General features: G+C 45.2%; 13 protein-coding genes. 1 reads left to right on the top strand and 12 read right to left on the bottom strand.

The window, feature by feature from the left end; translation table 11 throughout:
* Positions 1-43: 43 nt before the first annotated feature.
* Positions 44-2,098 (bottom strand): sigma-54 interaction domain-containing protein, encoded by a 2,055-nt coding sequence (locus ACFQPF_RS02095; protein WP_379745788.1) that lies wholly within the window; start codon positions 2,096-2,098, stop codon positions 44-46.
* 107 nt (positions 2,099-2,205) lie between these two features.
* On the opposite strand from ACFQPF_RS02095, the gene ACFQPF_RS02090 reads away from it, so the two are divergent.
* Positions 2,206-2,454 carry a DUF2627 domain-containing protein gene (locus ACFQPF_RS02090; RefSeq protein WP_379745785.1) on the top strand — a complete coding sequence of 83 codons (249 nt, stop codon included), beginning with the start codon at positions 2,206-2,208 and terminating at the stop codon, positions 2,452-2,454.
* Positions 2,455-2,512: 58 nt separating this feature from the next.
* On the opposite strand, the gene spo0A is transcribed toward ACFQPF_RS02090, so the two are convergent.
* The 11 genes from spo0A to nusB form a co-directional block, all read right to left on the bottom strand.
* A complete protein-coding gene (gene spo0A / locus ACFQPF_RS02085; RefSeq protein WP_379745782.1) occupies positions 2,513-3,304 on the bottom strand; it encodes a sporulation transcription factor Spo0A in 792 nt (263 codons plus the stop codon).
* Between the two features lie 309 nt (positions 3,305-3,613).
* Complete coding sequence (spoIVB, locus tag ACFQPF_RS02080; protein ID WP_379745779.1) at positions 3,614-4,903, bottom strand: SpoIVB peptidase; 1,290 nt, start codon at positions 4,901-4,903, stop codon at positions 3,614-3,616.
* A 134-nt stretch (positions 4,904-5,037) separates the two neighbouring features.
* Entirely contained in the window at positions 5,038-6,738 is a 1,701-nt protein-coding gene (gene recN, locus ACFQPF_RS02075; protein WP_379745777.1) for a DNA repair protein RecN, read from the bottom strand.
* 28 nt (positions 6,739-6,766) lie between these two features.
* Positions 6,767-7,216, bottom strand: a complete 450-nt coding sequence (gene ahrC / locus ACFQPF_RS02070) for a transcriptional regulator AhrC/ArgR (protein ID WP_094250297.1) — start codon at positions 7,214-7,216, stop codon at positions 6,767-6,769.
* Positions 7,217-7,346: 130 nt separating this feature from the next.
* A complete protein-coding gene (locus tag ACFQPF_RS02065) occupies positions 7,347-8,165 on the bottom strand; it encodes a TlyA family RNA methyltransferase (RefSeq protein ID WP_379745774.1) in 819 nt (272 codons plus the stop codon).
* Complete coding sequence (gene dxs / locus ACFQPF_RS02060; RefSeq protein ID WP_379745771.1) at positions 8,162-10,066, bottom strand: 1-deoxy-D-xylulose-5-phosphate synthase; 1,905 nt, start codon at positions 10,064-10,066, stop codon at positions 8,162-8,164. Before dxs ends, ACFQPF_RS02065 begins: the two co-directional genes overlap by 4 nt.
* 346 nt (positions 10,067-10,412) lie before the next feature.
* On the bottom strand, positions 10,413-11,291 hold the full coding sequence (locus ACFQPF_RS02055; protein ID WP_379745861.1) for a polyprenyl synthetase family protein: 879 nt from the start codon (positions 11,289-11,291) through the stop codon (positions 10,413-10,415).
* Positions 11,291-11,533 (bottom strand): exodeoxyribonuclease VII small subunit, encoded by a 243-nt coding sequence (locus ACFQPF_RS02050; protein WP_379745767.1) that lies wholly within the window; start codon positions 11,531-11,533, stop codon positions 11,291-11,293. The genes ACFQPF_RS02055 and ACFQPF_RS02050 overlap by 1 nt, the downstream gene beginning before the upstream one ends.
* Positions 11,523-12,875 (bottom strand): exodeoxyribonuclease VII large subunit, encoded by a 1,353-nt coding sequence (gene xseA / locus ACFQPF_RS02045; RefSeq protein WP_379745764.1) that lies wholly within the window; start codon positions 12,873-12,875, stop codon positions 11,523-11,525. Before xseA ends, ACFQPF_RS02050 begins: the two co-directional genes overlap by 11 nt.
* The gene (gene folD / locus ACFQPF_RS02040) at positions 12,876-13,733 is read right to left on the bottom strand and encodes a bifunctional methylenetetrahydrofolate dehydrogenase/methenyltetrahydrofolate cyclohydrolase FolD (RefSeq protein ID WP_379745761.1); all 858 of its coding nucleotides are present in this window, start codon (positions 13,731-13,733) and stop codon (positions 12,876-12,878) included.
* A 39-nt stretch (positions 13,734-13,772) separates the two neighbouring features.
* A complete protein-coding gene (nusB, locus tag ACFQPF_RS02035; RefSeq protein ID WP_379745758.1) occupies positions 13,773-14,153 on the bottom strand; it encodes a transcription antitermination factor NusB in 381 nt (126 codons plus the stop codon).
* Positions 14,154-14,367: the final 214 nt, after the last annotated feature.

The raw sequence follows: 14,367 nt of genomic DNA, 5'->3' as shown, positions 1-14,367 counted from the left end.
CACACCATGCAGAAATAAGCACGCAAAAACTTTCGTGGATGGATTATGAATTAATGCCATATTTTTCAATTTTATAATAAAAGTTTCGAAGTGAGACGTTCAATGTCTTGGCTGCTTTCGTTTTATTATGCCCGCACTGTTCCAATGTCTCAATAATGACTTTCTTCTCAAATTCTTCAATTTGCGAGTTAAGGGGTTGGATGGTCACGGAGTTATGATCTACATCCAATGCTACTGAAGCTTTTAAAACATTTAATTTAACGCGGTCGATCAAATGTTCATGATGCTCCATATGAATAATCGCCCTGCCAAGCACATTCTCAAGCTCCCGCACATTCCCCGGCCAGTCATATTCTTTTAATGCAAGCACCGCATCATCCGTCAGAGCTTCTACATTCCTTCCATAATCCTGATTAAGCTTTTGAAGAAGGTGAGCGGCCAACAAAGGTATATCCCCTTTTCTCTCGCGCAGCGCCGGGATAAAGATCGGCATTCGATTCAGCCTGTAATAAAGATCCTGGCGGAATGATCCTTCCGCAATCTTTGCCTCTAAATTAACGTTTGTCGCGCCTATCACACGAACATTGATGGGAATAGACTTAGTATCCCCCACACGGCGGATTTCCTTTTCTTGCAGCACTCGCAATAATTTCGCCTGAGTCGTGAGGGCGAGTTCTCCTATTTCATCCAAAAAGATGCTACCGCCGTTCGCTTCTTCAAATAATCCTCTTTTACCACCGCGAACGGCGCCAGAGAATGCTCCTTCTACATAGCCGAACAGCTCACTTTCAAGGAGTGATTCTGATATGGCTGCACAGTTCACACGAATAAATTTGCTGTATTTACGGTCACTGGCGTTATGTATAGCATGAGCAAACAATTCTTTCCCTGTACCTGATTCGCCTCTTAGCAGCACAGTAGCTGGAGTAGAAGCAGCCAGCTTAGCCTGTTCGATGGCAAACTCCATTTCTAAAGAAGACCACACAATATCCTCAAACGAATATTTTGCCTCAAGCGTGCGGATAATCTGCCTCGCTCTCGTTAATTCTTCGGTAAGCGACTTTATTTCAGACACATCGTGGATGATCCCGACACTTCCTTTTAGCTGCCCATCCACCAGAATGGGAGCCACGTTGACGACTACATCCCGTTTCTTCGGACCAACTTTAAGGCGAGCTCCTCTGACCGGTTTTCGCGTCTTCAGAACTTGCATGTGCATGCTGTCCCCTTCTGTTATGTCAATCGTAGCTGGTTTCCCGATGACTTCGTCCGCTGCATAGCCAGTCAGCCTCGTATAAGCAGGATTGATCATCAATCCATTTCCTTTTTCATCCACAACCGAAATAGCTTCCTCAGAGGACTGTATGATAGAATGCAGCATGCTTTGAATACTTTTTAAGTTCGTTACTTCCTCAGCCATATCAACGATTTCTGTAATATCCTTGAATACAGCAAAGGCTCCGAGCGTGTTGCCCTCATTGTCTACGATGGGCAATCGAGTTGTATAAATCTTCGTTCCGTTCGGCAGCATCTGTTCACGGTTGATCTCTTCGGTCTTAGTCCGCAGAATGCGCGGAAGCTGGCTATTGGGCATCACTTCAAGTATAGGCAGCCCGATCGCTTCGTCTTTTGTGATACCAGTCATTTTTTCTGCACTTTTATTAAAAAGCGTGATGCTTCCATTTTCATCGATCGCAATCATGCCGTCATGAGTGCTGTCTAAAATGATATCCCTGGTGACGAGTTGGTTTTTCAGTGCGGGCATCCGGCTTTCGTTTTGAAACATTTCTTCAAAAAGCAGCCGGACATGACCGGCAGGCAGCAGCCCTGCATCATTGTCTTTAGCAAGCTGAAACGCTTGAATTTGGTAATCAGGAGAATAAACGATGTATTCATAACCATTAATGTTGCTTTCCTGGCCTTTCATAACCGGAATTCCATAATAATGATCTCCACTTATATCCTTGGACATGACAGCGAGAGGAAAAATGATTTCCGAGCGCTGAAACAAAAGAATAAGTGTGTGAATATCACGTAAATCCCCAAGCAAAACAGCATTTTGCATGGTCTTCTCTCCGCTCATTGCAATTTTTTTCATGATTCTCTAAATAAAATGATATAGCAGTGTGAAAGCATTTGCAACATTAATCTTAATGACAAGGTGCCGTGAAAACGGTACACTTACCATTGTAAGGAGAGATGAACGTGCAGCGATTATTGGCTTTACTTATCATGGTCATACCAGGCTTGCTTGCGGTATTTGGGATCAAGTGGATGAGGGACACTTTGTTCGGCGTTTTACAGACCCCGTTTTCAAACCTTCCCCTTCAATTTATTGCCGGATTCTTTAGTTTACTGATCGGACTAGCGTTTGTCGGCGGCTTCATTTTCTACCGTGACAAGAAACGAAGCAAGGTACAGCCGAGGTTTCAAAACAAAAATAAACAAAGATAGAACGTAAAAAGCCAGCAGGAAAATAATCCTGCTGGCTTTTCAATATAATCGGCTGCTATCAGCCCGCTTTATGCTCGATGCGAAGCTTATCCGCGACCATAGCGATGAACTCTGAATTCGTAGGTTTGGCTTTAGACATGGAAACCGTGTATCCGAACAGAGAAGAGATGCTGTCAATGTTTCCTCGGCTCCATGCCACTTCTATGGCGTGGCGGATGGCACGCTCCACACGGCTGCTTGTTGTATTAAACTTTTTCGCGATATCCGGGTACAATACCTTCGTAATCGAACCAAGCAATTCAATGTCGTTGTATACCATAGAAATGGCTTCTCTTAAGTACATATATCCTTTGATATGAGCAGGAACTCCGATTTCATGAATGATGCTCGTAATACTGGCATCAAGGTTTCTCGGCTGTTTGATGGATGAAAAGCTAGACCTTGTTTGTGAGGAGGAACGATTATGAGATGTCTCGCTTCCGCAAATTTGGCGGATCTGACTGGCTAAATTTTCCATATCGAACGGTTTTAGAATAAAATAGGAAGCACCAAGTTCAACCGCCTTTTTCGTTACATCTTCCTGCCCGAACGCTGTAAGCATAATCACGTTAGGCTGCGGCAGATCATCACTGCTTCGTATTTTATCCAGCACTGCAAGTCCATCAAGGTGAGGCATGATGATGTCAAGCACCAGCACATCAGGATTGCGGCCTTCTAGAACAGACAAGCACTCTTGTCCGTTGTAGGCTACACCAATTACCTCCATGTCATCCTGGCTTGATAAGTACTCTTTCAATAGACCCACTAATTCTCGGTTATCATCCGCAAGACACACTTTAATTTTTTTCATTTTTATTCCTCCCCATCCAACAATTTCTTGTTTGCCCTTATAACATTTTCAACAATTAACCGTAAATCCCTCTAAAAAACATTATATTTTTTATTTTATTTTACATTTTCATCTATTTGCTTTATTTATCTTCAATTTACTTTGAATTTCGACAATATGTTAATACCGTTACTTGGATATGTCGAATTTTCTTTATTTCTCACTTATTGTACATAATTTTCAAACAAAAGTCACGATATACTATGTACATTCTTAATAAGCTGTAAGAAAACAAAAAAACCGGCATACACCGGTTTTTAATACGTCTCGTCAGCTTGCTTGTTTTTTATCGTTGTATATATCAATTCCCGCTTCATCGAGCATCCATTCGATATGAACGCCATATCCTGATGTAGAATCGTTTACAAAAACGTGTGTGACGGCACCTATCAGCCTTCCGTCCTGTATGATCGGACTGCCGCTCATACCTTGCACGATTCCGCCAGTCAGCTTCAAAAGCTTCGGATCGGTGATCTTTATCACCATTCCCTTTGTCGCAGGAAATTTCTGTGGAACTGAACTGATAATTTTCACATCAAATTCTTGAACTTTGCTTCCGTTTACTACTGTCAGGATTTTGGCAGGTCCTTCTTTTACCTGATCTGAGAATGCTACTGGAAGGGGCTTATCCCAGCCGCCATTATCCATTCTTTCGTTCAGCTTCCCAAAAATGCCAAAGGGGCTGTTTCTTGTGATGCTGCCAAGCGTATGCTGATCGTTCGAGAACCTGGCAAGCTTTTCGCCAGGATGGCCATTTGAGCCCTTTTCGATCGATGTTACCGTCGAACGCAATATTTCACCATTGTTGACAATGATCGGTTTTTTCGTGTCCATGTCTGAAATAACATGGCCCAAAGCACCGTACTTGAATGATTTCGGTTCAAAAAATGTAAGAGTTCCTACTCCGGCTGCGGAATCCCTGATATAAAGGCCGATGCGGAAAGACTTGTCATGCTTGTCTTCAAGTGGCACAAGCTTTTTTTGATGAGTTTTTTTATTACGAATGACCGTTACATTCAGCGGTGTCTTGTTTTCGCTGTAGCTTTTGACGAACGGCGTCACATCTGCCATCTTTTCGATTGGTTCACCGTTAATTTTTGTGATGATATCCCCGACCTGTATGCCTGCCAGTTCTGCAGGCGACTTTTTGCCGTTTGAGGTCTCCACTAGGTGGTGTCCGACAACTAAAACGCCGAGCGTATTCAGTTTGACACCGATAGACTGTCCCCCCGGTACCACTTTGATGTCTTTACTAACACTGACATGCATCTTCTTCAAAGGAAAACCTGCTGCCTCTAGTGTAGCCACAGAATCACCTTCGTTAACGGGATCTATTAATATTTTGCCATCTGCTGCATTTCCAACCGTGAACACCGTCTCGTCTGAAGAATGGAGACTGGCTCCAGCAGGAACTTCACCCGCCTGCCGTTCTTGCCCGGCAAATGCCATCACGCTTTCCGGCATGCTCGCATAATCACGGACCGGAGGCAGGAAGCTGGCACCGATCAAACTTCCTAGCAGCACAACGCCAAGGAAGCGCCTTGCTATTTCTGCATACATATTTCACTCTCCTCGCTCCTGGTCCCACACCTCCACCATGGCTGTACCTTTAATCTTGCCTTCAGTGAGCGAGATTATAACTTCACTTTACACAAAAAGCTATCCTGTTTTGGATAGCTTTAACAAAGTATAATTTAGGAAGTCTGTTTAAAATGAAGGGCAAGATCGAGCAGTTCCTTAGCATGTTCTTTCGTGATGTGCGTCACTTCAACACCCGAAATCATCCGCCCGATTTCTTGAATTTTTTCAGGCGAGCCTAACGCGGTCACTTTTGTTACAGTCCTGCTGCCTTCCGTATCTTTCGCGATATGCAGATGGGTATCAGCCATTGCTGCAACTTGAGGAAGATGTGTGATGCAAAGCACTTGGGAATCTGACGATACTCGGTATATTTTTTCTGCGATCGCCTGAGCGACACGACCTGAAACACCTGTATCCACTTCATCAAAAATAATGGACGTAACGCCTTCGTGCTTTGTAAAGATACTTTTTAATGCAAGTATGACACGTGAGAGTTCCCCGCCTGATGCCGTTTTTGCCAGCGGCTTCAATGGTTCGCCCGGATTTGGCGCAATATAGAACTCCACGTCATCCATTCCATAAGGGCCAAATTCACGTTCTCCAGAGAATGATCCCTTTTCAACCATCACATCGAACTGCGTTTTTTCCATGTACAGCTCTTTAAGTTCTTTTTGAATCGCCTCTTTAAGGACTGCGGCATGCTTCGTTCTTTTGTTTGAAAGCTTAGCTGCTTCAGCAGACAGCTTTTCTTTTATTTTTTCATGTTTCTTCTTAAGCGCGTCAATGTTTTCATCTTTATTTTGTATGACGAAAAGCTCTTTTCTGATCGATTCAGCATAGTTCAAGATTTCTTTGACAGTATGCCCGTATTTGCGCTTCAATTTACTTATTTCATTCAGCCTGTCTTCGATCTCGTTCAGCCTTCCTGCATCGTATTCAAGAGACTCGAATGAATCACGGATCTGAAAAGCCAGATCCTCAAGTGCGTAGTAGCAGGTTGCCAGGCTTTCTTCCTTTTTGCGTAAATCATCGTCAATCATAGACACTGCAGAAAGTTCTGCCAGCGCGTTAGACACAAGGTCTAGTCCGCGTCCATCTCCGTATAAGTTTTCATATGAATCGTGAAGATGCTTGTACAGCTTTTCGAAGTTGGATAACTTGTTCTTCTCTTCTTGAAGCTCGTCATCTTCATTCTCTTTCAGGCCGGCAGCATCGATTTCTTCGAGCTGATATTGAAGCAAGTCCATCCGTTGTGCCATTTGCTGCTCGTTTTCCGTCAGATTCTTCAACTGTTTTTGAATATCCACATAGTGTGCATAGGTTTCCTGATACTTTGTCAGCAATAGAGCGAATTCTTTCCCTGCAAAAGAATCGAGCAGGAATAAATGCTTTTCTGGCTGAAGCAGAAACTGTGTTTCATGCTGGCCATGGATGTCAATGAGCGTCTGGCCGATTTCCTTCAAAATGGCAAGTGTCACAAGCTTGCCGTTCACCCGGCACACGCTCTTTCCGTTTTCGTTGATCTCACGCCTCAAAACGGCCATGCCATCTGAAGCTGAGATTCCGAATTCTTCACACTTTTGCATGAGAGCATGATTTTCATCAAAATGAAAAAGGCCTTCTATCTCCGCTTTCGCTGTACCGTATCTGACAAACTCCGAAGAGCCCCGACCTCCTATGAGAAGACCGATGGCATCGATAATAATGGATTTCCCAGCACCTGTCTCACCCGTCAGGACAGTCAAACCTTTATTGAAGGAGACGCCTAAAGAATCAATAATCGCAAAATTACGGATAGTTAATTCCGCCAGCACATTTCATCACACCTTTTAATTCAAAAGTTTAGAGCATATCAAGAAAACGCTGCGATACTTCCGGACTGACATCTTTTGATCGACAGATGATCAAAATGGTATCGTCACCACAGATGGTCCCCATAATTTCTTCCCAGTCCAGCTTATCAATGAGTGCACCGATTGCATTGGCGTTTCCCGGCAGCGTTTTCATCACAATAAGATGGTCGGCTTGATCAATCGTAATAAAGCTGTCGATCAGTGTCCTTCTGAGTTTTTGAAGCGGATTAAACCGCTGATCTGCAGGCAAGCTGTATTTGTAGCGTCCGTCGTTCATGGGAACTTTTACAAGATGCAGCTCTTTAATATCTCGGGAAACAGTAGCTTGTGTCACGTTAAATCCGGCGTTCCTGAGCGAATCGACGAGGTCGTCCTGCGTTTCAATATTATGGCTGGCAATAATTTCGCGAATCTTAATATGTCGATGTCCTTTATTCATACGTGCACCTCTTACATCCATCAGCTTTTGACTTTATCTTATAATATTGCAGAGTTCTTGTACATTTATTTAAAGAAACCGTAATGGTTGACAATGGAGGATGGCCAATAGTGTGAAAAAAGAGCGAACGTTATGTCCGCTCTTTTTTCAAATGAAGATGGGCTTCCTTCACGACCTCTGATGCTCGAGTGTACGGAAAGTCTGATGGATCGGAATGGTTTTCAAGATGCAGCAGGAACTCAATGTTGCCGTCTCCCCCTGTTATGGGAGAATAAGACAGAGCAAGCGGCTTATAGCCTTCTTTTTCGGAGAATTCCAGCATCTCCTTGATCACTCTCTCATGGACATCCGGGTCCCTCACGATCCCTTTTTTTCCGACCTCGTCGCGCCCAGCCTCAAATTGCGGTTTGATAAGGACGACAGCTTGTCCATCCTGCTTGAGAATGGTCTTTAAAACGGGCAGAATCAGCCGGACAGAAATGAAGGATACATCGATTGTCGCAAAGTCAGGCATGCCCTCTTGCAGCATGTCAGGTGTGACATGGCGGAAATTGGTCCGTTCCATCACGCCGACCCTTTCATCGTTCCTTAGCTTCCAGGCAAGCTGGTTATAGCCGACATCAAGCGCGTAAACATAATGTGCTCCATTTTGCAAAGCACAGTCGGTAAAGCCTCCAGTCGATGCCCCAATATCCAGAACAATTTTGCCGTTCAGGTCAAGACCGAACTCTTTGATCGCTTTTTCAAGCTTCAATCCGCCTCTTCCTACATACGGAAGCACAGAGCCTTTAACGGTTAATGGCGCCTCATTATCAATCTTCATGCCAGGCTTGTCCAATCTTTCTGTTCCTGAATAAACAAGGCCTGCCATTATAGACCTTTTCGCTTTTTCACGCGTTTCGATGAGTCCCCGTTCAACAAGAAGCACATCGATTCTTTCTTTTTTCATGTAAGCATTCCTTTTTTGCTGTTTCTTCTCTCCACTAATGCTTTTGTGCGTTTAACAAGATTTTCTTCTGTTAAGCCGATTTCTTCAAGAAGCTTGGTGACACTGCCATGTTCGATAAATTTGTCGGGAATTCCCATGCGGTCCACCGGAATATGAAACGCCTGCTCGTCAGCTAAGTGTTCGAGCACCGCGCTGCCAAAGCCCCCCTGAAGCACCGCTTCCTCTACTGTAAGAAGCGGAATATTCTCTTGTATTAGACTGTTCAGCATCTCTGTATCGAGCGGCTTGATGAATCGCGCATTAATGACCTTAACCGATATTCCTTGCTTCGCCAAGACTTCCCATGCCTTGATAGCCATTGGAATCGTTGTGCCAAACGTTAAGATCGCCGCATCGGTGCCCTCTTTCAGCACTTCCCACGAGCCGATAGGAATCTGCTCATATGCCTCATCAAGTTCCACTCCAAATCCATTCCCTCGTGCAAATCGAACAGCTATGGGTCCTTCATCATATTGAATGGCTGTATAGACCATATTTCTCAGTTCATTCTCGTCTTTCCCCATCATAATGACCATGTTTGGTATATGCCTCAAAAAGGCAATATCAAACACACCTTGATGGGTCTCTCCGTCTGCGCCGACTAGTCCTGAACGATCGATAGTAAAAAGAACGTTCAAATTCTGGCGGGCGACGTCGTGAACAACCTGGTCATATCCACGCTGCAAGAAGGTGGAATAGATCGAGAGGACAGGCTTCATGCCCTGAGTCGCCATACCTGCTGCCATCGTGGCTGCATGCTGTTCTGCTATCCCTACATCAAATAATCTGTCAGGAAATTTCTTGCCATACGGTACCAGCTTAGACCCCACTGTCATGGCAGGAGTGATCACGGCAATGCGGTCATCTTTTTCAGATAGGTGTGCAAGGGTGTCACTAACGATTCCCGAATAAGAAGGTCCGCTTTTTTCTTGAGGAATAAGCTCTCCGGATTCCATCTTATACGGTCCTACTCCGTGCCAGTTATCATTCGTATCAAGCTCTGCAGGGCTGTAGCCTTTTCCTTTTTTCGTGATGACATGAACAATGACGGGACCCTTTGTCTTCTTGGCATAGGCCAGGTTTTCAAGCAGGTCCTCTACGTCATGGCCATCCACAGGTCCAAGATACGTATAACCGAGCTCTTCAAAGAACATGCCGGAAACCAGCAGGTATTTCAAGCTGTCTTTCAGCCGTTCTGCTGTGGCTGCGAGCTTGCCGCCAAAGGCCGGTATTTTGCGGATGAGCGACTCGAGCTCATCCTTGGCCTTATTGTATTTTCTTGCCGTGCGCATACGGCCGAGGACATTGTGCAGTGCCCCTACATTTGGAGCGATCGACATTTCATTATCGTTTAAGATGACGATCAAGTCTTTCTTCTCATGACCAATATGATTGAGTGCTTCAAGTGCCATCCCGCCAGTCAACGCTCCATCTCCGATCACAGCGATCACTTTCTCATCCGTGCCTTTAAGATCCCTGGCGATCGCCATGCCCATCGCAGCAGAAAGCGAAGTAGAACTGTGGCCGGTCTCCCATACATCATGCTCACTTTCGCAGCGTTTAGGGAATCCGCAAAGGCCTTTGTATTGGCGCAATGTATCGAACTGGCTCGCCCGTCCAGTAAGGATTTTGTGAACATACGCTTGATGTCCGACGTCCCAGATGAACTTGTCTTTCGGGCTGTTAAACAGCTTGTGAAGAACTAATGTTAATTCTACAACGCCTAGGTTCGGGCCTAAATGGCCGCCCATGACACTTAGTTTATTAATTAAAAACGACCGGATTTCTGACGCAAGCTGATTAAGCTCTGCTGGCCCAAGTGTTTTTAAAAATTGAGGATCTTGAATTTCTTCCAAGTTCATGGAATGCCTCTCTTTCCGAGCTAACTGCTTATCTCTTTTAATAGTAGAACGTCTTATGTTTAATTTTGCCTTTTATAAGTATAATAAACGCCGCATGATAAATATCACGGAAACACGGCATATGACCATCATCAGCCGTTGAAGGGAAAGTGCTTGAAAAAATAGCCGCTAGCACAAGAGTGTTAACGGCAATGAATGATCTCCCGTTTTCAGCGGACCTGTTTCACGCACAAAGAGTTTAAAGGGATACGTCATCATTTCTGTGTTGAGAAAACGTATGTATGGCGAGCAGTACCCACCAAAGCAACTTATATCTTATCATAAAACAAAAACAACCGGCAATATTCTAATGATTACGAGCGATGATATAATCTGCCAGCTGCTCAAGCACCCTTGTATCATGGCCGATCTCTGACAGTTCTTTCTTTGCCAGTCCAATATAGCGGGTTAGCTCCTTCTTCGCTCCCTCTAGTCCAAACAATTTAGGATACGTTGTCTTGTTATTCGCTTCATCACTGCCGACGGGCTTTCCGATCGTCGCTTCGTCTCCTGTTACATCCAGGATATCGTCCTTTATTTGAAAGGCGATTCCAATAGCATGTGCATAGGCTTTTAAATGCTTGAGTTCCTGGTCACTCGCACCAGAAAGGATGCCTCCTGCGAGGACGGAGCACTGCAGCAGCTGGCCGGTTTTCTTCTCATGAATGCTTTGCAGCTGATCTGCCGTCAATTCCGCACCTTCAGCTTCCATGTCTTCCGCTTGTCCTGCTACCATGCCTAATGGACCTGCACTCTTAGAAAGCAATGCTGCCACTTTAACTTTTTCGTCAGATGTCAAGCTGCTATCATCCATTATAAAGGAGAAGCTCATGGTTAGTAGCGCATCTCCTGCAAGTATCGCGAACGCCTCGCCAAACACCTTATGGTTCGTCAGTTTTCCGCGCCGATAATCATCGTTGTCCATGCTTGGAAGATCGTCGTGAATAAGGGAATATGTATGCAGTGCTTCGATCGCGCACGCTGTATCAAGTCCTTTTTCACTCTTGCAGCCGAACGTTTCCATCACAGCGAGCAAGAGAACGGGCCGAAGCCGTTTCCCGCCGGCATCAATGGAATACATGATCGCTTTTCCGAGTGTTTCGGGAATAGATGAAGAACTCGCCAGCTGTTTAAGCCTTTGTTCAACGAGCTTTTTTTTATCAGCAATAAAGGCATCCAGCAGCATCACGTGATGTCTTCCTCCTCCAAAGCGAATGGCTTAGCCTCACCTTCTTCGTTCAAGATCAGATCCATTTTTTTCTCAACGTTCGCAAGCTTTGTATGACAAAGCTTGGAATATTGCATCCCTTGCTGATAGAGTTCGATGCTTTCTTCTAGCGGTACATCACCTTGTTCAAGCTTCTCCACGATCTCTTCTAGTTTTTCCATTGCTTCTTCAAATGTGAGGTGTCTTTCTTTATCCTTCATTGTCTATTTCCTCCATTTCCGTTACAGATGCCTTTAACTGACCGTCTTTCAGTCGAATCGTCACAAGATCGCCTGTATTGATTTGTTTTACTGATTTCACAAGATTGTTTTCATCATAAACAAGACTGTATCCTCTTTCCATGACGTTCAATGGGCTTAACGCGTTCAATCGTGAAACAGTCTGGCCAAAGCCTTGCTTCTTAAAAGTAAGGCTGCGCCCAAATTCTTTGGCGAGCTGCCTCGTCAGCTCTTCGCTTTTCTTTTTTGCCCGATCGAGCTGACCGGCTGGTGAAAAGGACTGTAGCTGCCGGCTGGCTGCAGTTAACACGGAGACCTTTCGCTCTTTTGACTGGAGCGTCCTCTTTTTTAATGTTTCCATCAAGCGGTCAAGCTGCTGCTCTTTTTGCCGGATCAGCTGTTCCGGGTAACGGAACGCATAGGATTTCTTCAGCCTTGCTAGCCTTTGGCCGGCTGTTTGTATGTGTTCATGCATTAATCTTTTTAATCGGTAATCCCTCACAGAAAGACGGTCTCTTAACTCGTCATTATGGGGGACAGCCATCTCAGCTGCAGCGGTAGGAGTTGGCGCTCTTAAATCGGCAACAAAATCTGAGATCGTAAAATCTGTTTCGTGCCCGACGGCTGAAATGATGGGTATGGAAGATTGGTGAATAGCTCTGGCAACTGTTTCTTCATTAAAAGCCCAAAGCTCTTCGATCGAGCCGCCGCCCCTGCCGACGATCAGCACTTGATGCCTGCCGATGTTGTTCGCTTGCGTTATCGCTCTGGCGATGCTTGGGGCTGCTCCGGGACCTTGCACCAGAACCGGAAAGAGTGTGATGCGGGCTTGCGGGAACCTTCTCTTAATCGTAATCATAATGTCCCGGACAGCTGCACCGGTAGGGGACGTGATCACCCCGATCTCTGATGGAAACCTAGGAATGTCCTTTTTAATGTTTGGACTGAAAAGCCCTTCTTCCTCCAGCTTGTTCTTCAGCTCCTCATAGGCGAGAAACAAGTTGCCGATCCCATCTTGCTGCATGGAGCGAGCATACAGCTGATAAGTCCCCATCGGCTCGTACACGGTCATCTCTCCCTGAATCAGCACCTTCATCCCGTCAGCTGGCTTGAACGGCAAGTACCGGTTGTTGCCTGCGAACATTACGGCGTTCACCTTGCTGTTCTCGTCCTTCAACGTAAAATAAAGGTGGCCTCTCGAATGCTTTTTCACGTTCGAGAGCTCCCCCTTTACCCAGACATCCTGAAGGTTTTCATCCCCTTCAAAAAGGCGTTTTATGTATCTTGTAACTGAGCTGATTGGCACATAACGGTCTTGCTGCATCTAAACCGCTCCTTTTACCGCTTTTCTCCTCTTTGCCGAAAGAACTGTATTGTTCATCAGCATCGTGATGGTCATCGGTCCGACTCCGCCTGGTACTGGCGTGATCATCCCTGCGACATCTTTCACCTTTTCAAAATCGACATCGCCGCAAAGCTTGCCGTCCACTTTGTTCATGCCAACATCAATCACTACAGCTCCTTGTTTGACCATATCTTTTGTGACTAGCTTCGCACTCCCAGCAGCAGCGATAAGTATATCAGCCTGAATGGTATGTTCGGCAAGGTTATTCGTTTTGGAATGACAAAAGCTGACCGTGGCATCTTCTGCGAGCAGCAGCTGGCCGACCGGCTTGCCTACGATGTTGCTGCGTCCGACAACCACGACTCGTTTGCCTTTAATATCGACGTTTTTGTATTTTAGCATTTCCAGTATGCCTAAAGGGGTGCAAGGAACAAAAGCGGGATCTCCGGTGAAAAGCTTGCCTGCGTTCAATGGGTGAAAACCATCGACATCCTTTTCTGGAATAATCGCTTCTATCACTTTACGTTCCGAGATATGCGGAGGCAGGGGAAGCTGGACCAGAATGCCGTCTACAGATGGATCTTGATTAAATGCACCGATCCTCGCAAGCAGTTCGGCTTCAGTCGTGCTCTCCGGCAATTCTGTTAAAACGGAATGCATACCCAGCTCCTTGCACGTTCGCTGCTTCGAAAGGACATAGGAACGGGAGGCAGGATGATCCCCGACTAGGATAACCGCCAATCCCGGCGTGATGCCGTTATTTTTCAGCCTCGTAATCTCTTCAAAAAGTTCTTCACGCTTTTGACCTGAAATTTCTTTACCGTTTAACAGTTCCATCCTCGTATCCCCCTTTAAGATGCTGTAATCATAGAATCGCTATGCTTTAATTTTTCCAAGAACACCATTTACGAACTTGCCTGCTGCTTCTCCGCCGAACACTTTGGCAATCTCAATGGCTTCATTTAACGTGACGTTTGCAGGAATTTCATCCATCTCTCTTATCTCATAAGCCGCCATCCTGAGCACGACTCGTTCCACATTCGCGACGCGTGCAAGGCTCCAGTTTTCAAGATAGCCGGATAGAAAGGCATCCAGTTCTTCTTTCTTTTCAATCGTTCCTGTGACAAGCTCTGAAAGAAATGGATCTCCCTGTTCACCTTCTAGGACATGTTCCATCGCTTCGTTCGGATCTGTGCCGCTCACCTCTACCTGAAATAGTGTCTGGAAAGCCTTTTCTCTGGCAATTCTACGTTTCATATACCGTTAACTTCCTTTCTTGACTCGAACATTTTATATTTAGCATCATACCATAGGTGATATTGGCTAAACAATCCGAACATTTATCCTTCTATACAGAATAATCATTCACATTTTTCCGACATCTTCCTAAATTTAAGACGACAGCCTCCACAATTTTACGGATAATTAGAAAGAATGATCATTAGTGCTTTGATCTTTCCTATTTTTGACT

The organism is Fictibacillus iocasae (assembly GCF_042665465.1).
In the GTDB taxonomy this organism is placed as follows: Bacteria; Bacillota; Bacilli; order Bacillales; family Fictibacillaceae; genus Fictibacillus; species Fictibacillus iocasae.
Note: the sequence above shows the minus strand (reverse complement) of the source record. Positions and strands in the feature narration are given on the sequence as shown.

Coding starts and splice junctions, on each gene's coding strand:
- folD (WP_379745761.1), bottom strand. CDS start 13,733: ATGGAACTGTTAAACGGTAAAGAAATTTCAGGTCAAAAGCGTGAAGAA.
- nusB (WP_379745758.1), bottom strand. CDS start 14,153: ATGAAACGTAGAATTGCCAGAGAAAAGGCTTTCCAGACACTATTTCAG.
- dxs (WP_379745771.1), bottom strand. CDS start 10,066: ATGAACTTGGAAGAAATTCAAGATCCTCAATTTTTAAAAACACTTGGG.
- ACFQPF_RS02050 (WP_379745767.1), bottom strand. CDS start 11,533: ATGAAGGATAAAGAAAGACACCTCACATTTGAAGAAGCAATGGAAAAA.
- ACFQPF_RS02095 (WP_379745788.1), bottom strand. CDS start 2,098: ATGAAAAAAATTGCAATGAGCGGAGAGAAGACCATGCAAAATGCTGTT.
- spoIVB (WP_379745779.1), bottom strand. CDS start 4,903: ATGTATGCAGAAATAGCAAGGCGCTTCCTTGGCGTTGTGCTGCTAGGA.
- ahrC (WP_094250297.1), bottom strand. CDS start 7,216: ATGAATAAAGGACATCGACATATTAAGATTCGCGAAATTATTGCCAGC.
- spo0A (WP_379745782.1), bottom strand. CDS start 3,304: ATGAAAAAAATTAAAGTGTGTCTTGCGGATGATAACCGAGAATTAGTG.
- xseA (WP_379745764.1), bottom strand. CDS start 12,875: ATGCAGCAAGACCGTTATGTGCCAATCAGCTCAGTTACAAGATACATA.
- ACFQPF_RS02065 (WP_379745774.1), bottom strand. CDS start 8,165: ATGAAAAAAGAAAGAATCGATGTGCTTCTTGTTGAACGGGGACTCATC.
- ACFQPF_RS02055 (WP_379745861.1), bottom strand. CDS start 11,291: ATGCTGCTGGATGCCTTTATTGCTGATAAAAAAAAGCTCGTTGAACAA.